The sequence below is a fragment of the Streptococcus parasanguinis genome (assembly GCF_040908565.1).
GTDB lineage: Bacteria > Bacillota > Bacilli > Lactobacillales > Streptococcaceae > Streptococcus > Streptococcus parasanguinis_AC.
Genome location: NZ_JBDGEA010000021.1, coordinates 1 through 22,537 on the forward strand (window position 1 = coordinate 1; position 22,537 = coordinate 22,537).

The 22,537-nt window shown below is 43.0% G+C and carries 18 protein-coding genes and 1 pseudogene; 1 reads left to right on the top strand and 18 read right to left on the bottom strand.

Annotated features, from left to right (window positions below; all coding sequences use genetic code 11):
- Together AB5Y61_RS09365 and AB5Y61_RS09370 are read right to left on the bottom strand one after the other, a co-directional pair.
- Positions 1–426: IS3 family transposase (locus tag AB5Y61_RS09365; protein WP_368403980.1), on the bottom strand; the 426-nt coding region annotated here is incomplete at its 3' end.
- Between the two features lie 46 nt (positions 427–472).
- Entirely contained in the window at positions 473–763 is a 291-nt protein-coding gene (locus AB5Y61_RS09370) for a hypothetical protein (protein ID WP_439145122.1), read from the bottom strand.
- A gap of 334 nt (positions 764–1,097) precedes the next feature.
- On the opposite strand from AB5Y61_RS09370, the gene gshAB reads away from it, so the two are divergent.
- Entirely contained in the window at positions 1,098–3,362 is a 2,265-nt protein-coding gene (gene gshAB / locus AB5Y61_RS09375; protein ID WP_368403954.1) for a bifunctional glutamate--cysteine ligase GshA/glutathione synthetase GshB, read from the top strand.
- 75 nt (positions 3,363–3,437) lie between these two features.
- Here gshAB and AB5Y61_RS09380 read toward each other — a convergent pair.
- The 16 genes and pseudogenes from AB5Y61_RS09380 to AB5Y61_RS09455 form a co-directional block, all read right to left on the bottom strand.
- Positions 3,438–3,866, bottom strand: a pseudogene (locus AB5Y61_RS09380) (transposase); the annotation flags it as partial.
- A 6-nt stretch (positions 3,867–3,872) separates the two neighbouring features.
- Positions 3,873–4,082, bottom strand: coding sequence for a hypothetical protein (locus AB5Y61_RS09385; RefSeq protein ID WP_368403981.1), 210 nt, complete (start codon positions 4,080–4,082; stop codon positions 3,873–3,875).
- Between the two features lie 130 nt (positions 4,083–4,212).
- Positions 4,213–4,659, bottom strand: coding sequence for an NADAR family protein (locus AB5Y61_RS09390; RefSeq protein WP_368403955.1), 447 nt, complete (start codon positions 4,657–4,659; stop codon positions 4,213–4,215).
- Positions 4,646–5,290: a hypothetical protein gene (locus AB5Y61_RS09395; protein ID WP_368403956.1), complete on the bottom strand. Its 645-nt coding sequence runs from the start codon at positions 5,288–5,290 to the stop codon at positions 4,646–4,648. Before AB5Y61_RS09395 ends, AB5Y61_RS09390 begins: the two co-directional genes overlap by 14 nt.
- A gap of 149 nt (positions 5,291–5,439) precedes the next feature.
- Positions 5,440–5,634: a hypothetical protein gene (locus AB5Y61_RS09400; RefSeq protein WP_368403957.1), complete on the bottom strand. Its 195-nt coding sequence runs from the start codon at positions 5,632–5,634 to the stop codon at positions 5,440–5,442.
- 272 nt (positions 5,635–5,906) lie between these two features.
- The gene (locus AB5Y61_RS09405) at positions 5,907–6,491 is read right to left on the bottom strand and encodes a DUF1307 domain-containing protein (protein ID WP_368403958.1); all 585 of its coding nucleotides are present in this window, start codon (positions 6,489–6,491) and stop codon (positions 5,907–5,909) included.
- Between the two features lie 129 nt (positions 6,492–6,620).
- A complete protein-coding gene (galE, locus tag AB5Y61_RS09410) occupies positions 6,621–7,619 on the bottom strand; it encodes a UDP-glucose 4-epimerase GalE (RefSeq protein ID WP_368403959.1) in 999 nt (332 codons plus the stop codon).
- A 63-nt stretch (positions 7,620–7,682) separates the two neighbouring features.
- Positions 7,683–9,155 carry a UDP-glucose--hexose-1-phosphate uridylyltransferase gene (galT, locus tag AB5Y61_RS09415; RefSeq protein ID WP_368403960.1) on the bottom strand — a complete coding sequence of 491 codons (1,473 nt, stop codon included), beginning with the start codon at positions 9,153–9,155 and terminating at the stop codon, positions 7,683–7,685.
- Positions 9,156–9,167: 12 nt separating this feature from the next.
- A complete protein-coding gene (locus AB5Y61_RS09420) occupies positions 9,168–10,346 on the bottom strand; it encodes a galactokinase (protein WP_430466292.1) in 1,179 nt (392 codons plus the stop codon).
- Between the two features lie 237 nt (positions 10,347–10,583).
- A complete protein-coding gene (locus AB5Y61_RS09425) occupies positions 10,584–13,019 on the bottom strand; it encodes a glycoside hydrolase family 3 N-terminal domain-containing protein (protein WP_368403961.1) in 2,436 nt (811 codons plus the stop codon).
- 115 nt (positions 13,020–13,134) lie between these two features.
- Positions 13,135–15,357 (bottom strand): alpha-galactosidase, encoded by a 2,223-nt coding sequence (locus AB5Y61_RS09430; RefSeq protein WP_368403962.1) that lies wholly within the window; start codon positions 15,355–15,357, stop codon positions 13,135–13,137.
- Between the two features lie 281 nt (positions 15,358–15,638).
- On the bottom strand, positions 15,639–17,081 hold the full coding sequence (gene gtfA, locus AB5Y61_RS09435) for a sucrose phosphorylase (RefSeq protein ID WP_368403963.1): 1,443 nt from the start codon (positions 17,079–17,081) through the stop codon (positions 15,639–15,641).
- Positions 17,082–17,336: 255 nt separating this feature from the next.
- On the bottom strand, positions 17,337–18,170 hold the full coding sequence (locus tag AB5Y61_RS09440; RefSeq protein WP_021153463.1) for a carbohydrate ABC transporter permease: 834 nt from the start codon (positions 18,168–18,170) through the stop codon (positions 17,337–17,339).
- A 13-nt stretch (positions 18,171–18,183) separates the two neighbouring features.
- Positions 18,184–19,050 carry a carbohydrate ABC transporter permease gene (locus AB5Y61_RS09445; RefSeq protein ID WP_368403964.1) on the bottom strand — a complete coding sequence of 289 codons (867 nt, stop codon included), beginning with the start codon at positions 19,048–19,050 and terminating at the stop codon, positions 18,184–18,186.
- A 13-nt stretch (positions 19,051–19,063) separates the two neighbouring features.
- Positions 19,064–20,323, bottom strand: coding sequence for an extracellular solute-binding protein (locus AB5Y61_RS09450; protein ID WP_049472579.1), 1,260 nt, complete (start codon positions 20,321–20,323; stop codon positions 19,064–19,066).
- 14 nt (positions 20,324–20,337) lie between these two features.
- Positions 20,338–22,500: an alpha-galactosidase gene (locus AB5Y61_RS09455; protein ID WP_368403965.1), complete on the bottom strand. Its 2,163-nt coding sequence runs from the start codon at positions 22,498–22,500 to the stop codon at positions 20,338–20,340.
- Positions 22,501–22,537 lie beyond the last annotated feature (37 nt).

Below are 22,537 nucleotides of genomic sequence, written 5' to 3' on the forward strand. Positions count from 1 at the left end.
GGTATAAGCTACTATTTCACGATTATAGAGATCCATGATCGAAGATAGATAAAGTCTACAGTTTCCAAAGTAGAGGTAGGTGATGTCTATGACAAGCTTCTCCATAGGCTTGTCTGCCTGAAAATCACGATCCAGCTTATTGTCTGTTACATGGTAAGGCTTCCCTAATTTAGGTCCCTTCTTGGGACGGGCACGGCAAAGGTAGCCCTTTTCCTTCATGATACGATAGACCTTCTTGCGATTAACGACGAGGTTATAAACTTTCTTTAGTAAGCGAGTGATGGTTCGATAGCCGTAAATAAAGTGATTTTCTATACAGAGTTGTTCGATTTTATCTGCTATTTCGCCTCTTTTCTGAGAATTCTTACACTCCTGTTTACAGTGATAAAAGGTGGAGCGTTTGACGCCGAAACATTCTAAAATAATAGATACAGGCTCGTTTTCTTATACTCTTCTACTAGCTTGATAAGACTTACTTTGTCGATTCTCTTATCAAGCTCTGATACTTTTTTAGTAATTCTGCCTGCAATCGTAACTGTTCTACTTCAGATAACTGTTTCATCCCATTACCATAAGTATATTGTTTCCCCACAGGTTGGTGGAAACGGTACAATTCATCATTCTGATACCATTGCCACCAGGTTTTCACCTGAGTAGCATTTTTGATACCGAGGGTATCCATGATAACCTTATTTGATTTACCTGCCTTCTTCATTTCGATACAGGCTAACTTAGTTTCTACCGAATATGCTTTTTTGACCATAACAAAACACCCCTGTTTCTAGTTTACCAGAATTCAACAGGAGTGTTTTCTTGTGTCTCATTTTATGGGTGCAGTGCCGACCCTAGGGATTCTTTCGTTCTCATATATACGTCATTAGTATAGGCTAATTTGATTTAAATTCCAAGAGAAATAACATTTTACATGAAAATCAGTGGCTATTTTACAATTTTTGCATATAATAGAGCTAAAAAACAACTGGTTTTAAGAATTCTTATCTAAAACATTCGGAAATTCCCCTTAACCGTAGCGGAAAGTTGTTTTCTTCTCCTATTTATAATAGACTATCACTAACATTAGATGAAAAGGTGACTCTATGACTATAAATCAACTGCTTCAAAAGCTGGAGCCTACTAGCCCTATCCTTCAAGCTAACTTTGGAATTGAACGCGAAAGTCTTCGTGTCGATAGACAGGGAAAATTAGCACATACGCCTCACCCTTCCTGCCTAGGAGCTCGAAGTTTCCACCCTTATATTCAAACAGATTTTTGTGAGTTTCAGATGGAACTCATAACACCAGTTGCTAAATCTACCACTGAGGCTCGTCGATTTCTTGGAACCATTACCGATGTAGCTGGACGTTCCATCAGTAAAGATGAACTTCTCTGGCCCTTGTCCATGCCTCCTCGTATCAACGCCCAAGAAATCCAAGTTGCCCAACTGGAAAATGAATTTGAACGCCATTATCGTAACTACCTGGCCGAAAAATACGGAACTAAACTACAAGCTATCTCAGGTATCCACTATAATATGGAACTAGGGAAAGATTTGGTTGAGGCCCTATTCCAAGAAAGTAATCAGACCGATATGATTGCCTTCAAAAACGCCCTCTATCTTAAGCTCGCTCAAAACTACTTGCGCTACCGTTGGGTGATTACCTATCTTTTTGGGGCTGCACCTATTGCTGAGCAAGGCTTCTTCGACCAAGAAGTGCCAGAACTCGTGCGTTCCTTCCGAAACAGCGACCATGGTTATGTCAATAAGGAAGAAATACAAGTATCTTTTGCAAGCCTTGAAGACTATGTCTCTGCCATCGAAAACTATATCGAACAAGGTGATTTGATTGCAGAAAAGGAATTTTACTCGGCTGTTCGTTTCCGTGGACAAAAGGTTAATCGCTCCTTCCTTGACAAGGGAATCACCTACCTAGAATTCCGTAACTTCGACCTCAACCCCTTTGAGCGTATCGGTATTAGCCAAACTACCATGGATACCGTACACCTACTCCTTCTAGCCTTCCTCTGGCTGGATGCCCCTGAAAATGTTGATCAGGCTCTGGCTCAAGGTCACGCGCTGAATGAAAAAATTGCCCTCTCTCATCCTTTAGAACCTCTACCTTCTGAAGCTGAAACTCAAAACATTACGACAGCTCTAGACCAACTGGTGCAACATTTTGGGCTTGGTGACTATCATCAAGGTCTGGTCAAACAAGTTAAAGATGCCTTTGCAGATTCCAGTCAGACACTAGCTGCTCAACTTCTTCCTCATATCAAAGACAAGTCCCTTTCTGACTTTGCCCTTGACAAGGCGCTTGCCTATCATGATTACGACTGGACTGCCCACTATGCTCTTAAGGGTTATGAGGATATGGAACTTTCTACCCAGATGCTGCTCTTTGATGCCATTCAAAAAGGGCTTCATTTTGAAATCCTAGATGAGCAGGATCAATTCCTTAAACTCTGGCATAAAGATCATGTTGAGTACGTCAAAAATGGTAACATGACCTCAAAAGACAACTATGTAGTTCCTCTTGCCATGGCTAATAAAACCGTGACCAAAAAAATCCTGGCTGATGCTGGCTTCCCTGTCCCTGCCGGCGACGAATTTACCAGTCTAGAACAAGGTCTAGCCTACTATCCTCTTATCAAGGGCAAACAAATTGTGGTTAAACCAAAATCAACCAACTTCGGTCTGGGCATTTCCATTTTCCAAGAGCCTGCCAGCCTTGATAACTATAAGAAAGCTCTCGAGATTGCCTTTGCAGAAGATACAGCTGTTCTTGTTGAAGAATTTATCCCAGGAACCGAATACCGTTTCTTCATTCTGGACGGGCGTTGTGAGTCTGTCCTCCTTCGTGTCGCTGCTAATGTTGTCGGTGATGGCAAACACACCATTCGTGAATTAGTCGCTCAGAAAAATGCCAATCCATTGCGAGGCCGTGACCACCGCTCACCTCTGGAAATCATTAAGCTAGGAGACATCGAACAATTGATGTTGACTCAGCAAGGTTATGCACCTGATGATATTCTCCCAGAAGGGAAAAAGGTCAATCTCCGCCGTAACTCCAACATTTCTACGGGTGGTGACTCTATTGATGTCACTGAGACAATAGATTCCTCTTACCAAGAATTGGCAGCAGCTATGGCAACTAGCATGGGGGCCTGGGCTTGCGGGGTTGACCTCATCATTCCAGATAAAACTCAGCCTGCTAGCAAGGAAAAACCTCATTTCACTTGTATCGAGCTCAACTTCAATCCCGCTATGTATATTCACACCTATTGTGCTGAAGGTCCTGGACAAGCTATCACTCCAAAAATCCTAGACAAGCTTTTTCCAGAAGTTGCCACAAGTCAAACCTAAAACCTCATTCTTAGGAACAAACAAATCACCTTTATCTCGATGATATGATACCTCTTAAGTAGACAAGGTAAATACCTAAAATCTACGGCTCTTTGTCAACTGTAGTGGGTTGAAGAAAAGCTTAGCTCGAGAAAGGACAAATTTCGTCCTTTCTTTTTTGATATTCAGAGCGATGAAAATTCGATTCTTGAAGTTTTCAAAGTTCCGAAAACAAAAGGCATTGCGTTTGATAAGTTTGATGAGATTATTAGTCGCTTCCAATTTTGCGTTGGAATAGGATAACTGAAGGGCATTGATGATTTTCCCTTTGTCCTTTAGAAATGTTTTAAAGACAGTCTGAAAAAGAGAATGAACCTTCTTTATATTGTCTTCAATGAGTCCAAAAAATTTCTCTGGTTCCTTATTCTGAAAGTGAAAAAGCAAGAGCTGATAGAGATTATAGTGGTATTTCAAGTCTTCTGAATAGCTCAAAAGCTTGTCTAGGATTTCTTTATTGCCTAAATTGTCAAATTAAGTTAGACTTTTCAAGTAACTCAGAAAAACTTGGTAGGGTGATTGAAATAGTTCTAATGGTAATTCATAGACTACCCTCTGTTCAGCTATTCCCCCTTCATCAGTAACAAAAAAATATTTCTCATGATGTCGCCAAATAGGTTGTCCATAACCTTTTATTTCCTCAAACTTACTAACTTCTTCCCAGCCTAGTTTACTATATTCCATGAACATTCTCCGCTCTTTGTATTAATATCTTTCATTACGTCTTCTGGAATATCTCCTGTTGATCATTGTAACTATCTAGTTGACTGTTATACCAAACCCAGACTGTTAAATGGAATAGCTAGAGGAGAGATTACAGGTTAGCGTTTTTCAACTCTTCCCGTACTTGCATTAAGAGAAGGCCTAGCTTGTTCTTCCCAGAGCTATCTCCCCCATCAGCCCAGTAGTCGTCATTTCGTGTATGTTCGACGAGGATGGCATCTCCTGTCGCCAGCAATTCTTTCGCGATTTCTGGATTTTGGCTAAATTTCATCCGAAGGGCCTGAAGCATCACCTCATCTTTGATCTCTTCCCAATCTGATCTCAAGGGATTTTGACGATTGCGCCCCTCTAAAGCAGCATCCATTGGAGATACTATGTGACGAATTTTCTCTTGAATTTGGGGCACTAAAAACTTTTGTGCTTGAAAATAATGCTCTGATGTCGGCCAGATTTTGCTACCATCTGAAAAAGGGTAGGGAGCAAAATTGGACATAAAACCATAATCATCATTTACTTTATAAAATTTAATTTCTTTCACATTTACCCTCGATTCCAAAATCTCCTAATGATTTTTGCTTTTCTTTTAATAACTGTGTCACATAGCCAGGGTCCACCTTGAGGAATAGCTTCAAGGTATCATGAATTCGCCAATAATTATCTTCAGATTTGTCCAAGATGGTTGCAAGGAAATGTTTCAAGTAGGGGATGTATTCCGTATAATGTTCCTCACTAACCAAGCGATATATTGTTGAAATATCATAATATCCAATCTCAGCCTGTTCGATGATTTTACAAACATAAGGATAAATTTCTCCTCTAGCCATCTTCTCTTCGCCCAAATCATATCGGCTCGCCCAATAATTAACGATATCATATAGAAAAATCCGATTGGTATCATCATAACCATACAGACGATGCGAAATCATCCCTTCTAATTGCCCTTGACTGAACATCTGAGTCAAGATATCAAAGCCTTCTCTAATTCCCCAAATGGTCAACAATCTAGAAGCTTGATAGCGTATATAGTCATCATCACTGTCCGATAATGAAGTCAACTTTTGAATGGTTTCTTCAGGAACATCCTCTAGATCAACATCTTCCAATATATCTGCATAATCAACCCCTTCAGGGACTTTATAAAATAAATCTTCAAATTCTTTATTGTTCATCACTTCTCCATTATTTAAAACTCCGAGCTGTCACTCAAAAACTTACAATAATTACACAAATATTTAACAAACCGGAGTATCAATATCTTAGATCATCAATCGAGTTCTAATTTTAATGACTTTACATAATTCGATAATATCAGCAAAGCTTACCGTTCCAATAAATAATTAGCAATAACCTCTTTTAATTCGGTAATAGTCTCATTCGTTACTTTTCTTATTTCAACATCATTATTCCAATAGTAAATGTCAGTTAATCCCCCATGCGGGGGGAAAAGTGCTTGATATATTGTCAATTTATCTCTTAAACTCATTCCCTTATTAGTATTTGCATATTCTTTCAAAATCTGTAACTGTTTTACCTGTTGAGCAATAGTTTTAATATTATATTTGTCAATGATAGACAACAAATGATCAATCGATTCTAAAAAAGTTTCTTTCTTACTAAGTGTTTACCATTAAAAAACCTCATTAAGTACTGCTATTTTTGCATACAACAGTAAAGTTAAATTTCTTTAATCTTACTTTTCCTTAATTTCTATTCTACCAAAATATGGCCCTGAATTCATACGAAAACAAAAAAAAGAGCAGCGAACTGAGCTGCTCTCTATTTGGTTTATTTTTCTACCATTCCGCCCTTGATAAGACTGTCTTTCGTTACTGAATAACTAACTGTTTTGTCATCTAGGGGATTAAAGCCTGGGACGATTTCTTTTAATTTATTAAAATCGATTTTTGTGTAATCAATGGTATTGCGGATATAAAAGATTCCGTCTTTGTATTCTGATGTCAGTTCAAATCCATGGCCCATCAGATCTTTGAATTTTTCTTGGCTTTTTGCGACGGCTTCTTTCATGGTTTCAAGAGGGTTCTCACCAGGAACTTTTGAGACGTCGTAATCATCAACTTTTTCTTGTAATAACAAGGTATCTCCCTTGTAATATAAGGTTACAGTGGTCTTACCTGCTTCATCACTCGTTTCAAGAACGGTTTTTTGTGCACCTGCTAGTGCATCCTCTTTTTTGCTTTCATCAGTTGATGACTCTTTTTTCTTTTCTTTAGCAGATGATTTGCTTGTTGCTTTACTGGTCGCTTTAGTGGACGATGGACTAGTAGATTTTGTAGTCTCTTTTTGTGCGCAACCAGCTAAAAGAAGACCCGCTGTCAAGAAGACGGCTAACAATTTTGTGGTTTTATTCATTTTGAATCCCTCACTATTTTATGATGGTTAAGGAAATGACTGACTTCTGAAATGAGTCATTTAGCAAGATCAAATGTCTTTTTAGATGTTATTAGAAAAGCCTCAAAAATGATGTTCGCAGTCCCCTCCTTATCGATCATTGTAGCCATCTGGGTGGCTGGAATGCCATGCCCAAGCCGTTTGTATGATGGTTTCGATATTGTCAAATTTTGGTTGCCAGCCGAGAATTGCACGCGCCTTCTCAGAGGATGCGATCAGGGTATCTGGATCTCCTGGTCTGCGATCGGCCAGCTCAAGTGGAATCGGATGTCCCGTCACCTTGCGGGCTGCTTCAACGATTTGAAGATTAGAGAATCCGGTCGATGAGCCCAGGTTAAAGGCAGTCGATTCATTCCCCTTGCGGAGATACTCTACCGCTAAAAGATGGGCATCTGCCAAGTCAAATGGATGGACATAGTCCCGAACATTGGTGCCATCTGGTGTCTGGTAGTCATCTCCAAAAATAGAGATCTTCTCGCGTTTGCCTTGGGCCACTTGCAAGACGATCGGCAAGAGATGGGTCTCTGGTCCATGGTCTTCCCCGATGGATCCATCTGGCTTGGCACCCGCTACATTAAAGTAACGAAGGGGCACATACTTGATCCCGTAGGCTTGATCGGCCCAACGCATGATGGTTTCCATCATGAGCTTGCTTTCCCCATAGGGATTAATCGGTTTTTGTGGAGTGGTTTCAAGTATTGGAATTTCTTCTGGAATCCCGTAAGTGGCAGCAGTTGAAGAAAAGACGATGTAGTGCACCCCACATTCATGCATGACTTCCAAGAGTTTGACCATGCCAGCTGTATTGTTGTCAAAATATTTCAATGGATCTGCCATGGACTCAGCGACCAGTGAGTAGGCCGCAAAGTGGATGACCGCATCGATATCTGCATGTTCCTTAAAAACAGTGCGCATAAAGTCTTGATCCGCCAGGTCTCCTTTGTAAAAGACGGCATCTGGATGCACCGATGCACGGTGGCCTGTGACCAGACTATCGACCACGACGACTTTTTCCTGTCCTTCATTGACCAAACGGTCCACCATGTGGGAACCGATGTAACCAGCTCCTCCGAGTACGAGTATTGCCATTTGTTTTCCTTTCGCTTCTTGTCTTCTCTCTTATTGTACCAAATTTCTGCCACTTCTCCACACTTAAAGCGTCGCAACAAAGTGTCTAAAGGCAGCTTGTCCTTCTGCTGTTCGCTTGTAGACTCCAGCATCTTCCAGCACGCGCGCAAAGATCTGCCCAACTGATTCACGGACAAGGGCTTCTGCCTCTGCTTCCTCTGTGATGGATGGGTGAGTGGCTTTCAAATCATCTGCCCAAGCCTGGTGGTAGGTCGCCACAGTATTCTCACGTCCAAGTAGATAGTCTTGAACCTGCTTGAGCTCTTCTTTGAGACGAGGTGGCAAAATGGCCAAGCCCATGACTTCGATCAGGCCGATATTTTCTTTTTTGATGTGTTGCACATCCGCATGTGGGTGATAGATACCATCTGGATGCTCTGGTGAGGTTTGGTTGTCACGGAGCACCAAGTCCAGTTCATAATGCCCATCACGAATCCGTGCAATGGGGGTAATGGTATGGTGGGGCTGACCGTCGGATGCTGCTAAGACTTGCACAGCTTGATCCGAGTAACCTCGCCAGCTTTCTAAGATATGGTCTGCCAAGTTAATCAGCTCTTCCTTGTTATCTGACTGCAGACGCAAGACTGACATTGGCCAACAAACGATGCCCACTTGAACCTCTTCGAAGGCAGGAATGGTAAAGGTTTGGTCAAGCTCTGCCAGCTCCATAGGGAAGGTGTGGCGTCCGCCTTGGTAATGGTCATGAGTCAGGATGGATCCCCCTACAATGGGTAGATCTGCATTGGAGCCTGCAAAATAGCCTGGGAAAGTCTCTACAATGGTCAAGAGTCGCTCAAAGGTCTTGCGGCTAATGGCCATAGGAACATGCTGGCTATCGAGGAAAATGCAGTGTTCATTGAAGTAGGCATAAGGGGAATATTGAAAGCCCCAATCATGACCGTCCATGTCAAAGCGGATGATCCGATGATTGGCACGGGCAGGATGGTCTAGGCGACCTTGATAGCCTTCATTTTCAAAGCACAATTGGCAGGCTGGATAATGACTAGCTTTAGCCAGCTTCGCCGCTGCAATGTCTTTAGGATCTTTTTCAGGTTTTGACAGATTGATGGTGATTTCAAGGGAGCCATAGGGAGTTTCTGCTCCAAATGCGATATTTTGCGCAATCGCCTTGATCTTGATGTAATCATTGCGCTTAGAGAGGGCATAGAAATCAGCAATCGCATCTTCCTTGGACTGACCGTAAGTCTTCCAGAAACGATGATTGACCTGACTAGGACTGGGTGTGATCCAATCCATCAACTCTGCACCCAAGCTGTCCTTTGCGGCCATGCTATCTTGGATCTTACTATTCGCAACAGCGATTTCCACCAGCTGATCTTTGAGTGCGATCAAGTCAGCCTGATGAGCTGGGGCATCTAGCCCTTCTTCTCCAATGCGACTCATAACGCGGTTTTTTAGATAAATCCGATCCATCTCTTCATAGTCACTTGCATCAATGACGGCTGTGACAAATGCATCTAATACCAGTTCTGTCATCCTATCTCCTTTTTAATCAAGCACCCGTGTCCCCGCAGCAACCTCTGCAATATAGAAGCTTGGCGCATAGCCAACAACTTCTTCATAGCGTTTGCCAACAGCTTCTTTAAAAGCTTCAACCTTGTCTTTGTTTACGAGGGCGATGGCGCAACCACCAAAGCCTGCTCCCGTCATTCGAGCACCAAGCACTCCTTCTTGTTCCCAGGCTGTATGCACTAAGGTATCCAATTCTAGACCAGTCACTTGGTAGTCATGCTCCAAGGATACGTGGGAAGCATTCATGAGACGGCCAAAGCCTTCCAAATCACCTGCTTCAAGCGCCTTGCGTGCTTGGAGGGTCCGTTGGTTCTCAAGTACAGCATGACGAGCCCGTTTGATGCGATTTTCATCCTTGATCAAGTAGCTGTAAGCATCAAAAGCCCAGAGATCCAATTCCCCTAAGGTTTGGATGTCTAGTTTTTCTTGGAGTTCAGAGACAGCAGTTTCACATTCCGCGCGACGTTCATTGTATTTGGAATCCGCTAATTCCCGGCGTTTGTTGGTATTCATGATGACCACGACATTGTCTTTAAGGTCGAGCGGTACCAAATCATATTCTAGGGTGTTGGTATCGAGATAAATAGCCCGTTGATCAGCCCCCATACCGATGGCAAATTGGTCCATGATACCAGAATTAACCCCGATGAAGTGATTTTCGGTTTGTTTCCCGATCTTAACCAGATCTAAGCGGTCTAACTGAAGATCAAATAGTTTCTCAGCGATGACGCCAATCAAGAGCTCAAGAGAAGCTGAAGAGGAGAGACCAGATCCATTTGGAATATTGCCATAGACATAGACGTCCATACCGCTATCAATGACGTGTCCCGCTTCTTGTAAGAAATGGAGCACACCTTTTGGATAGTTGGTCCAGTTGTGCTCTTTTTCAAAACGAAGATGATCCAGTGGGACTTCAATGATCCCCTTGTCTTCAAAATTTCCTGAGAAGAAACGCAAGACCTTATCTTCGCGCTTTCTTGCTGCCCCGTAGGTACCAAGCGTAATGGCTGCCGGGAAGACATGCCCTCCGTTGTAGTCGGTGTGTTCACCGATCAAATTAATCCGTCCTGGTGAAAAGAAGGTATGATCAGCCTTCTCGCCAAAGACAGCCTGAAACTTTTCTTGTAGATCTTGAGACGTGATTGATGTAGTCATGAGAAACTCCTTTTAGTTTTGTAAACGTTTTTATACTTTTATTATAATCGATTAAAAGTAAAACTTCAAGTATTTTTAGTAAAATTTTATTTATTTTTTATATTGTCTTCAAAAAGCATACAATAGAGCTTTTCTGCCCTATCTAGGCCTCTTGTAATTTTCTATTTTGAGTTAATTTTAGTAAAGTTTTACCAAAAAATCTCAATTGGGAGTGACCCAATTGAGATTCTTCATTCCTTAGTTTTTCTTTCTTGGATAGACAAAAGATCCAAGGAAGGTTAAGAGGCTGACACCCATAAGAGCTAGGAGGTTCTCTGTTTGACCAGTCTTTGGCAATACCGATGAAGCAGGACTAGCGGATACACTTGCAGGAATCTGAGCAGTATCATGTGACACAGAGACCGGAGTAACTTGTGGTCCATCAAGAGAGCTTGCGTTTTCTTGCTTGCTAAGAAGGACCTGTGTCTCTGTGTTTCCAACCACTACTGGTTTTGTCTGATGGGTTGGATCTAGAACTGGTGAAGTTGGGTCTTGGGCTTCTGGTGTTGGTAATGGTGTTGGTAATGGTGTTGGCAATGGAGCAGGTGCTGGATAGAAGAGACCATGACCAATACGGTAAGCGTACTCTGTTTCCGACATTTTTCCATCTACAATTTTTGGAATATCCACCGGTAAGGTACCTAGGTGTTCCTTACCATTGAAGATGACTTCCACTCCTGCAGGAATATTAGGACCGAAGGCATTGTCTGGCTTGAGGGATTCTGTCGGATCCATTCCCTTATTTCCATAGACTGCTAGAATAGCTTTGGCTGCTGGATAGTTGGCTACATCATAAGGTTTAGAGATGGAAAGGACAGCTGCCTTCTTATGGTTGGTGTTGGCATAATGAACGATTTCAGTTGGGATCTTGGTTCGCCAGAAATCTTTATCCAGTTGCCCTTCATAACCGATCTCTGAAATCACTACGATGTGAGTGGCTTTTTCGAGATCTTCTTTTAGACTATCAAGGGTAGATTCTTTAGTGAAGTTCTTGGCCACAAAGGAGGTGTCTTTTGGAAGTACTCCGTCAGCAATTAAGCGACGCATACCCAAATTCAGTCCAGGAACTTCGTTTTCAAAAGCTCCTAAGAGTAAGACATGGTCCCCTGTTTGAACCTTAAATGGCAAGGTATTGTCTTCATTTTTTACAACCGTCACCGCTGCTGCCGCAATCTTGCGTTCCAAATCACGATTAAGGGTAGAGCCGACTGCTTCTTCTGCTTTTTCAGGCGTCCGAGCACTTGGATCAAAATTCAGGACCCCACGTTTTTCTTTGAGGGTGAGAATCCGACGAACTGACTCATTTAAACGTTCTTCTGAGATGTCACCTGTTTGCACCGCACGCACCACTTCATCGACAATGGTATCAATCTTGCTTAAATCGGTTTTACTGCGAAGGGTCGTTGGCATCAAGACCAAATCAACTCCAGCCTTGATGGCCATTTTTACAGCTTCGACTTCACCGAAGTTCTTAGCGATAGCATCCATTCCCATGGCATCAGAAACAATCACGCCCTTATAGCCGTATTTCTTCCGTACCAAGCCCGTTAAAATATCATCAGAGAGTGTTGCTGGGACATAGATTTTCTCACCAGTTTCTTTTGACACAACCTGATCTTTTTCAATTTGTGGGTATTGGATATGGGCCGTCATCAAGAGGTCTACGCCAGCATCCATGGCTTTTTTGAATGGAAGGAGTTCCAATTTTTCAAGTTCGGTAAGAGATTTATCCACCAATGGGAGACCTGTATGGGAATCGACCGCTGTATCCCCGTGGCCTGGGAAATGCTTAGCAGCTACAGCGACATTGTAGTCTTGAATCCCTTTCATCATCGGAATACCTAAGTAAGCAACCCGGTTTGGATCAGAAGAGAAGGAACGAAGCCCAATGACAGGGTTTTGTGGATTATTATTGGTATCTAGAACCGGAGCGAAGTCCACATTCAGGCCTAGTGCAGAAAGTTCACGTCCGATGATTTGACCGGCCTCTTTAGCTAGTTTGGGATCATTGGTCGCTCCAATGGCCATATTTCCGGGGAGAGCTGTACCGCTACCCAATCGATAGACGATGCCCCCTTCTTGGTCAATCGCTAACAAGAGCGGAATCTTCCCGTTATTGGCCTTGTTTTCAATAGCTGCCTTTTGCATATCTTGTGTCAGAGCCAGTGTCTGCTTGGTTTCTTTGACGTTTTCAGCGAAAAGAATGACACCTCCAAAGTCATACTTATCAATAGCTTCTGCCACTTCAGCATTGACCTTAGTAAGATCTTGTGGTGACTCCTGACCTGCCTCCTGCCACTTACGGAAGTCCGGCATGATCATTTGGGTGACCTTTTGCTTGAGAGGCATGTCTTCAAGCAGTTTTTCCACTTGAGGGGATGCCGTCTCCGTTGTTGTTTCCGTTGGGGAGGTTGTAGGGGTTACTGCACGGTCTGTTGAAGTCGGCGTTTCGGCCACTTCTCCCTGATTTTCTGTGGTGGTCTCTGGCGTTGGAGAAGCCACTACCTCTTCGACTGTTGCTGCCGGTTCATTGGCTTGATCCGACGCTTGAGCTGTGTCTGCTTTTGCCGTTTGGACGGACAATAGAGCAAAAGCTGCTAATAGGGCCGCAGATGGATACATGATTTTTTTCATAAAGCGACCTCCTTTCTTTCAATAGATATTGTACCATTGTTTTATAGTTTTGTAAACGGTTTCAATTTTTAATCATTGAAAGCGACTATCTAAAATTAGATACTCGCTTCTCTTATTATGTTACTTCTTCAAACACCCAAATGTGAGAGTCAAAATCACAACTCAGTTTTTCTTGATTTAAAGGCTGTCCACAGGAAGCGTCTGAAAGACTAAAACCTGCTAACATCAGTTCTGCACCGCTAAACTGTTTCCCGTCCACTTCATAGAGAGCATCTGCATTCAGTCCTTGAAGATACACACGATCATAAGCACGGTTCACTTCGTTCAATAGCTTATACTGAGCCAGAATCACTCGGGAACGATTTTGACTAACAACCGACCATACGACTTGATTTGAGTCAAAAGGAGAGCGCAAACGGTAAAAATTTCCTTGATGAATCAGAGATCGCTCTTTTTTGTAAAAAGCAATTTGCTCTTTTACTATTTCCTTCTCAGCCTGCGTCAGGTCTGCTAGATCCAACTCGTAACCAAAGACCCCAAAATAAGCGACATTTCCCCTTGTCGCAAGCGGTGTGATCCGATTGGTTTGATGGTTAGGGACAATGGACACATGTGCTCCCATCGTCGAGAGTGGATAGACTAGACTGGTTCCGTATTGGATCTTAAGCCGTTCAACTGCATCTGTATCGTCACTGGTCCAAGTTTGGGGTGCATAATAAAGCAAACCTGGATCAAATCTACCGCCTCCCGAAGCGCAAGATTCAAAGAGAACAGAAGGGAAGGCTGTCGTTAAACGATCATATAAGTGGTATAATCCTAGAACATACCGATGAAACACTTCTCCTTGCTGATCTGGAGCCAAGGATTTAGAAAAGACATCTGTAAGCGGACGGTTCATATCCCACTTAATATAGTCTAATTTCGTCTCTTCAATCACACGCGCCATTTGCTCATAAATTGCATCTACTACTTCTTCACGGCTAAAGTCTAAGACAAATTGATTTCGTCCATGACGTGGTGAATGACCTGCTACTTCTAGGATCCAGTCTGGATGAGAACGGTAAAGATCACTATCTTTGTTGACCATTTCCGGTTCAAACCAAAGACCAAATTTCAAGCCCATATCATGAATTTTCTCTGATAAAGCCCCGATTGTATCTGGAAATCGCTCGCAATTGGCAACCCAATCTCCAAGACCAACTCGATCATTGGTTCGTTTTCCAAACCAGCCATCATCCAACACAAATAATTCGACACCAACTTCTTTGGCATTTTGCGCAATCCTGAGCAGTTTTTCCTGATCAAAATCAAAGTAAGTTGCTTCCCAATTATTTAGTAGAATCGGCCGCTCCTTATCTCGCCATTCTCCCCTAGCTAGACGGGTACGATTTAGACGATGGAAAGTTTGACTCATATCGTTTAAACCATTTCTACTGTATACCAGAACTGCTTCTGGACTTGTAAAGCTAGCACCAGGGGCTAATTTCCAACAAAATTGGAAGGGATTGATTCCCACTTGAAGTCGGGTGACATCGAAAGTATCCACTTCTGCTTGGAGGAGGAAATTTCCTGAGTAAATCAGGCTGAGTCCAATAACCTCCCCTTGATTCTCAGTGGTTTCTGGCCGTTTTAAGGCAATGAAAGGATTGTGCAGATGACTAGAGATTCCACGTGTTGATTCAATTGATTGGATTCCTTGACGTAACAATGTGGAATGAATATGCCTTTCACGAGCCCACGCTCCAGAAAGCTGTATCATCTCATAGTTTCGATCAGGTAGGTCTAAAGAAAGACTAGTTACTCCTTCAATGGATAGAGGACTTGAACCTTGATTATTGATCAGGTGACTTCTCGTTATCACAGGGAAGTCTCGGAAAATACTATACTGAATACTCACCTCCACACCCGACACCGAATCGGTCAGATTGACTTGCAAGGTCTGACATTCATCCTCATTTTCAACATAAGTTGCTGGTAAACCTTCTAATCTTGGTTTTCCATTTGAAATTTCATGATCCTTATAGATAAAATCTGTCAGCCGAGAACCATTTTCCAAAGACAGTTCCAAGGCAGGATGGCGAAAATCTGTCGCCCCATACTCTGGAAATTCTTGCTGCAGGTGTTCGAGTGAATACAGAAGATCCCCTTCTTGCCGGTAAGTGGTCATAGGGCGGTGCTTCATTTCCACCAAATGACGATAATCCCCTTCTGGCAAGGTCGGTCCATAATAAAGATGGAGCAACTTCCCATCATGGGAAATCATAAAGATATAAGAAATATAATCATTTCGCAGATGAAACTGCTTGTATGTTTCCTGGTAGAGAATAAGGTCCCTCATATTTATCCTTTCTTGTATCAAAGTTCCTAGTATCATACGAAGCTTTTAAGATAGATAGAGACAAAATTTGCGAAGATCATAGCAGATCTTGAATGGCCAGACCCTGACAAGGTCAAAGTGCCAAAAGGATCACTTGCAGGGTAGAGATGCTACTAGAAAGGGGTGCAAAATCCTTTGTTTTAAAAATATTGGAGAAAAACTGTAAAATCATAAAATCTCCAGCAATCTGTCCAATCAAAAAGGGAGTATCCGAAACATGTCTCGCCTGACTTTAATTGTTTTTAAAACACAATGTCTTGACCGTTTTCTGTCACTTGGTAAGTCCCGTCTGCAAGATTGATTCGGGCTACTGCTGTGGCGGTCTGGTCCTTGTTTTGGCGCGTGATGACAATGGTATGTTCATCTGGTGTTTCCACTTCAATGCTTCCTTCTAGGTCAAAAGCTTGCGAGTTGTTCCGGAAACTAAAGAGCTTGAGAAGGGATTTCACAACTGGACGCTCTACTTCTTGAGCAATTTCTTCATTGCTATAGTAATGACGGTTGATATTGCGGCCTTCCTTGGTGTTTTCTAAGAGTTCCAAATCATTCTTCCCAGCTAGGAATCCAACATAATACACTTGTGGAATACCTGGCGCAAAGGCTTGAATCAAGCGGGCTAGGAAATACTTACTATCGTCATCTCCAAGCGCTGAATAGTAGGTCGAATTGATTTGGTAGATGTCCAAGTTGTTGTACTCTGCTGTTGAATATTTGCGTTTCACATTTGCTCCTACCTTGTAGAGCTCATTTGATGCATAGTCAATTTCTTCATCTGTCAAGATATCCTTGACATCAACCACCCCAATCCCGTCATGGGTGTCGAGTGTCGTGAATTGCTTCATCGGACTCATCTTCAACCACTTAGCAAGGCGCTCCACTTTTGAGCTATAGAGGGTATAGAGGGTCACCATTGGAAGGGCAAAGTCGTAGACATAATAGTCGTGATCGGCAATCTTAAATTGGATGGAATAGTGTTCGTGAATCTCTGGCAAGAGCTCAGCACCATAGCTGGCTGCCATATCGCGCACCTTATCCAACAAATCCCAAATGTCTGGCTCCACGAAGAAATCATTGGTGTCCAACTTCTTGACTGCATAGGCAAAGGCATCTAGGCGAATGAGGTCACAACCATTGCTCGCCAAATGTTCGATGGTCTTGCGAATAAAGTCCATGGTCACTTCCTTGGTCACGTCCAAGTCAATCTGCTCTTCCCCGAAGGTATTCCAGAGATGCTCAGTTGTCCCATCCGCAAAGGTAATTTCTTGCTTGGGAGCTCGATCTTTGCGCTTATAAATCAAGTCTACGTCTGCTTGAGTTGGACGATTCTCCGGCCAGAACTTGTCCCAGTTAAGAAAGAGATCCTTGTAAGCACTTTGGTCGTGCTTCTCTTGATAATCTTTGTAGTATTTAGACTGACGGGAAATGTGATTGATCATAAAGTCAAACATGAGATAGTACTTGTCCCCCAGGCGTTTGACATCTTCCCAATCTCCAAAGGCTGGATCTACTTGATCATAATCCACAGGCGCAAAGCCACGGTCACCGGTTGATGGGAAAAATGGCAAGAGGTGAACCCCACCTACTGCATCTCCAAAATATTTCTCCAGATTTTCATAGAGATCCTTAAGGTTATTTCCCAAGCTATCTGAGTAAGTAATTAACATGGTCTTATTTTGAATTGACATAATGGTTTCCTTTCCTTTTTTGAAAGCCAAGTCTGAAGAGACCTGGCTTTTATAAGTTTATGTATTTTAAGAATTGCTTCATAGGATACGATTTAAATCAGCAAGCTGAATCGTCCCTTTGTATACGGAATTGAACACGGGACTAATTTCTTAGGAAAAAAGATAAATCTCCTTGTGTGCAAGCACACTACGTCGATTTCCTATTTTTCTACAGAAATTTTCAGCAAGCTGAATCGTCCCTTTGTATCTTATTTCTTATTTCACTGCGCCGTTGCTCATTCCTGCGATGATATGGCGTTGGAAGAAGAGATAGACAATCGTGATACTGATAATGCCGACCACGTAAGAGGCAAAGCTTGGTCCGTAGTCGTTGAAATATTGGCCTGCGTAGTTGTATTGGAACAAAGGCAGAGTCCACATTTTGGAATCCCGGTTCAAGACAAGGAGTGGCAACATAAAGTCATTCCAGAACCAAAGGGCATTGATGATCATGGTTGTCGCATGCATGGGTTTCATCATTGGGAAGATAATGCGGAAATAGGTTGTAAATTTATTAGCCCCATCGATCTCAGCTGCTTCATCCAGACTTTCTGGAATCGAGATTTTGATATAGCCGACATAGAGGAAGAGGGTTTGTGGAATTGCATAAGTCAAGTAGAGCAAGATCAAACCAAAGGTGTTAGCCAAACCGAGTTTACTCATCATAACCGTAATCGGAATCATGATAACTTGGAAAGGTACGAAAATCCCAAGGATCAAGAGGGTATACATGATGGTAAAGGCTTTTCTCTTACTCATATTACGAGCGATGGAGTAGGCTGCCATAGGGATAAAGATCATTACTGCAAGTAAAGACAAGACAGTGATGACGACAGAGTTCCAATAATAGCCTCCGATGCCATCCGCTAAGAGGCGACTAAAGTTATCCCATGTGAAGTTGGTTGGAAATCCAAAGAAATTGTCTACGATATCCTTGGTGGGTTTGAAGGAACTAAAGAGGGTAGCAAGGAGTGGCACTAAAATCAGAACCGATCCTAGAATCAATAGAATGTATTTGCCAATAAGGGCTTTTCTTTCATCTTGTTTCATCGTGCTTCTCCTCTTAAATTTCAAATTTCTTAGATACTCTCAATTGGATGATCGAAATCACTACAATTAAGAAGAACAAGATTACGGCAATGGCATTGGCATAACCGAATTGGTTGTTTTTAAAGGCATAGTTATAAACCAAGAGCCCAAGTGAGGTTGTGGCATTGTTTGGACCACCACCGGTCATGGCAAAGACTTGGTCAAAGGCAGTCAGCCCACCTTTTAGGGCTAGGATAAAGACCATAGAGACACTTGGTAGCAAGTAAGGCAATTCAACGTTCCAGAAGACTTGCTTGCTAGTCGCGCCATCGATCCTTGCTGCTTCTGTAATCTCAGTTGGAATCGATTGCAAACCAGCTAGGAAGATGATGATGGGCATAGCCACCCCTTGCCAAAGAAGGACAAAGACAGCCGCAAAGATCGCTCCCCACTTAGTCCCTAAAAGACTGGTTTGGAGAAACTCAATGTGAAGAGCATTCCCAATCGCTGGAAGACCGTAGTTGAAGAGTTGCTTGAAGATCAAAGCCACTGTCAAACCAGACAAAACAGCTGGGAAGAAGAACCAAGCACGGAAGAAGGTTTGGCCTTTAATTTTAGAGTTCAAGACACGCGCAATGAAGATCCCAAGTGCAATCTCACCAACCACCATGGCAATGGTGATGATCGCGGTAAAGAAAATCGCATTCATGAATTTTGGATCCATGAAGAGGAGTTTAAAGTTGTTCAAGCCGACAAACTTGTAGTTATACGTCAAACCTGTCCAGTTGGTAAAACTGTAAAAGGCTCCTTGGAACATCGGCACATAGAAGAAAATTGCTTGTAACAAGAGGGGAATGACCACAAAAGCCCATGCCCAATATTTTTGTAATACTTTTTTCATAGTCTGTCTACTCCTAATCCACATCCGCTTTCATCGGGTTAAAGAAGGCATTCAAATCATTGACCATTCCTTGTTTATCACCTGTCAAGACATAGTTCATGGTCAAGGTATGGAAGTCTGCTTCACTGGTCCAGTATTGTTGCAGCCAGACCAAGTGACGATCCGTAAAGGCATATTTGGTCATCCCAGCAAGCGGTGAATCTTCTCCTGCTTGTTTGACCCCTTCGATCGCTGTTGGAGATCCGTCCACGTCGTAGTATTTTTGCATGACTTCTGGACGGGTCATGTATTCCACAAAGGCATTGGCTTCTTTTGGATGTTTGGTAGTAGCTGAGATAGACCATGCCAAGTCACCTGCACCAACGGTTAAGCTTTGTCCTTTTTCTTTTCCTGGAATCATGAAGGTCCCAATCTTAAATTTCGGTTTTTGTTCATTGATCGCTGTGATCGCCCAAGAGCCATTTGGTGTCATGAGGACATCCCCACGCGCGAAGGCTCCGATAACATCTGTATAGCCAGCACCTTCCCAGTTCTTTTGCTTCGAACCTTTAATGCGAAGAATATCCATGACCTTGATGTCATCTTTCATAATCGGATCAGTCAATTTAATAGCATTTGGTTGAGAATAACGAAGGTATTGATTGGCTTCTTTACCTCCACCTGCTGCTGTCGCAAAGGCTAATTGATTGTAACCATTGAGTGTCCAAGCATCTGCACCTGCAATTCCAAATGGTGTTTGTCCTTTGGCAACGATGTCTTTGACTAACTGTTCAAATTCATCCCAGGTTTCAGGAACCTTCAAGCCCAGTTCTTCGAATTTATCTTTGTTGTAATAAATTCCATAAGCATTGGCTGTAAAGGGAACGTTGTAGACTTTTCCGTTCACTGCATATTTTTCAGCATAGCCATTTTTCACGCGTTTCATATAGTCTTTATTGGACAAATCTTCGAAGACACCTGCTTTTGCCCATTCTTGTAGTTCGATGGACTGTGGGTAAATATTAACCACATCTGGCACATCTCCTGCGAGGACACGTGTTTTCAATACTTCACCACCGTTCGGTACATTGACAACTTTGACCTTGACCTTTGGGTTTTCCTTTTCAAAATCACGCGCGATTTCTTCCAAAGTTTTAGTCATTTCTTTTTTCTGGTTGAAATACTCGATGGTCACTGTGCCATCCGCCGATTTTCCATCGTTGGAGCAAGCACCGAGCCCAAACAAGGCTAAGCCTGTTGTCGCAAGAAGTCCGATTTTTTTATACCATTTCATTTGGCTGTCTCCTTTTATTTTTTGACAAAAACATATTGTTTCGTGAGGAAATCTCCCTGAGGAAGAACGACGGTTAAGCCGGCATACATGAGCTCAGCTCCTGAATAGACTTGGTTGGTCCCTTCTAAGCTATAGAGCGCATCTTTTTCCAAACCTTTGAGCTTCAGAGTCGGCTCGATCTCCTCAACCGTTGATAAGACCCGTACATAGGTTACAACCGTACGATCTTGATAAGTGAACTGGACGGCTGCTTGATTGCTACCATGACCTGGATTGATCAAGCGGTAGTGTTTTCCGAATTGGACAAGGGGTCGAATCGTTTTGTAATGAGCAACTTGATCTGCGATCCGATCCAACTCTTCTTGAGAAAGGCTGGTCAGATCCAATTCATAGCCTAGATTTCCCATCATGGCTACATGGCCACGTGTTTCTAGTGGTGTGATCCGTCCCATCTGGTGATTTGGCACCGCTGACACGTGAGCTCCCATAGAAATAGTTGGATAGAGATAACTCGATCCATACTGGATTGGAAGTCTGGCAATGGCATCTGTATTGTCACTCGCCCAGACCTGTGGGAAGTACCGCATCATACCCAGGTCATTGCGACCACCACCACCAGAGCAAGATTCAAAGAGGATGTGCTCGTATTTCTCCGTCAAGTACGAAACCACTTCATAGAGACCCAAGATATAAGCATGGGATTGCATCTTGGTTTCCAGGTAGGTTTTCCCATTTCCAAGCTTGGTGATATTGCGATTCATATCCCATTTGATATAGTCGATCTCATGGTTTCCAAGCAAGTCATCCAAGACCTGCTTGATATAAGCTACCACTTCTTTATTTGAGAAATCAAGCACCAGTTGATTCCGTGAATAGGTGTGTTCGTAGCCTGGGACTTGAATAGCCCAGTCCGGATGAGCCCGGTAGAGGTCGCTATCAACAGAAATCATTTCGGGCTCCACCCAAAGGCCGAATTGAAGTCCCTTGTCATGGATGCCTTGGATCAATTCTGCTAGACTTCCACCTAATTTTTCTTCATTGACGGTCCAATCACCAAGGGCCCGATTGTCATCATAACGATTGCCAAACCAGCCATCATCAAGAACAAAGAGTTCGATCCCCACTTTTTGAGCTTCGTCTGCTAGCTCCAATAATTTGTCTTTCTTGAAATCAAAGTAGGTCGCTTCCCAGTTGTTGATAAGAATTGGACGTTCTTTATGGGCAAACTGGCTAGGAATGATATGGTTTTGGACAAATGCTTGACTCTCTTGACTGAGACCGGTCAAGCCCTCATGTGAGTAGCTGATCATTGCTACTGGCGTATCAAAGCTCTGATTTGGTTCCAATTCCCAAGAGAAGTTTTCAGGATTGATCCCCAGTCCAACCCGAACTTCATTGAGTTGATTTTTCTGAACAAATCCTTCAAAATTCCCACTGTAGAGCAGTTGGAAAGCCAGGGCGGAGCCCGCATCTTCAGTCACTTCATGATCGGCAAGGATGAGGGCCGGGGTCTGGGCGTGTCCAGAAGCACCTCGGTTGGAGCTGATGGAGAAGATTCCTTGCTCCACTTGCTGACGGCGGACTGTTTTTTCTCTCGCATAGGCTCCTTGCAGAGTGATGATATCGTAATCAGTGGCTGGCAGATCGGCCAACACACTAAGAGCCTTGTGTATTACAACCTTTTCATCACTCAAGTTTTCAATCTTTGAGAAGCTGGTGATGGTTGCCCGATCCTCGTAGGCGGTGTAGTAGAGGGTCAACCGCAAGGCCGCTTGATCATCTTCAAAGACCAGTGCTAAGGTTTCGGCTTTATCTACTGAGTGAGGGTTCGGAAGACCGGTCGCCTCAACACTACCAGAGTAGATATTGGCTCCGACATAAAGGAAATCCGTCACCTCTGTAACGCCGTGCTGGATCTGAATAGACGGTTTTCGAAAATCTCCTAGTCCGTGCTGGCCCAAGACCTGTCGCTGGGTATCTAGACTAAAAGTTCGATTGTCAGGTGTTGGATTTCCAGCGAAAGCATGGTCCTTCTCATGAACCGTATTGGAAAAATGATAGGACGGAATTGGGCGCCCTAGATGCTTGAGCATCAGGTAGCCATCTCGATTTTCAAGGATGAGGCTCAGTCCCTTACTTTCTACATAGAACAAATTTTGTTCGATACGAATTGCCATATCTTCCTCCATTGGACCCTAAAAATATCACTATGTA

What these genes read in the sequence shown, in the direction of transcription:
- AB5Y61_RS09370 (WP_439145122.1), bottom strand. Translation starts at nt 763, where the DNA reads ATGGTCAAAAAAGCATATTCGGTAGAAACTAAGTTAGCCTGTATCGAA.
- gshAB (WP_368403954.1), top strand. Translation starts at nt 1,098, where the DNA reads ATGACTATAAATCAACTGCTTCAAAAGCTGGAGCCTACTAGCCCTATC.
- AB5Y61_RS09385 (WP_368403981.1), bottom strand. Translation starts at nt 4,082, where the DNA reads ATGGAATATAGTAAACTAGGCTGGGAAGAAGTTAGTAAGTTTGAGGAA.
- AB5Y61_RS09395 (WP_368403956.1), bottom strand. Translation starts at nt 5,290, where the DNA reads ATGAACAATAAAGAATTTGAAGATTTATTTTATAAAGTCCCTGAAGGG.
- AB5Y61_RS09405 (WP_368403958.1), bottom strand. Translation starts at nt 6,491, where the DNA reads ATGAATAAAACCACAAAATTGTTAGCCGTCTTCTTGACAGCGGGTCTT.
- galE (WP_368403959.1), bottom strand. Translation starts at nt 7,619, where the DNA reads ATGGCAATACTCGTACTCGGAGGAGCTGGTTACATCGGTTCCCACATG.
- galT (WP_368403960.1), bottom strand. Translation starts at nt 9,155, where the DNA reads ATGACAGAACTGGTATTAGATGCATTTGTCACAGCCGTCATTGATGCA.
- AB5Y61_RS09420 (WP_430466292.1), bottom strand. Translation starts at nt 10,346, where the DNA reads ATGACTACATCAATCACGTCTCAAGATCTACAAGAAAAGTTTCAGGCT.
- AB5Y61_RS09425 (WP_368403961.1), bottom strand. Translation starts at nt 13,019, where the DNA reads ATGAAAAAAATCATGTATCCATCTGCGGCCCTATTAGCAGCTTTTGCT.
- AB5Y61_RS09430 (WP_368403962.1), bottom strand. Translation starts at nt 15,357, where the DNA reads ATGAGGGACCTTATTCTCTACCAGGAAACATACAAGCAGTTTCATCTG.
- gtfA (WP_368403963.1), bottom strand. Translation starts at nt 17,081, where the DNA reads ATGTCAATTCAAAATAAGACCATGTTAATTACTTACTCAGATAGCTTG.
- AB5Y61_RS09440 (WP_021153463.1), bottom strand. Translation starts at nt 18,170, where the DNA reads ATGAAACAAGATGAAAGAAAAGCCCTTATTGGCAAATACATTCTATTG.
- AB5Y61_RS09445 (WP_368403964.1), bottom strand. Translation starts at nt 19,050, where the DNA reads ATGAAAAAAGTATTACAAAAATATTGGGCATGGGCTTTTGTGGTCATT.
- AB5Y61_RS09450 (WP_049472579.1), bottom strand. Translation starts at nt 20,323, where the DNA reads ATGAAATGGTATAAAAAAATCGGACTTCTTGCGACAACAGGCTTAGCC.
- AB5Y61_RS09455 (WP_368403965.1), bottom strand. Translation starts at nt 22,500, where the DNA reads ATGGCAATTCGTATCGAACAAAATTTGTTCTATGTAGAAAGTAAGGGA.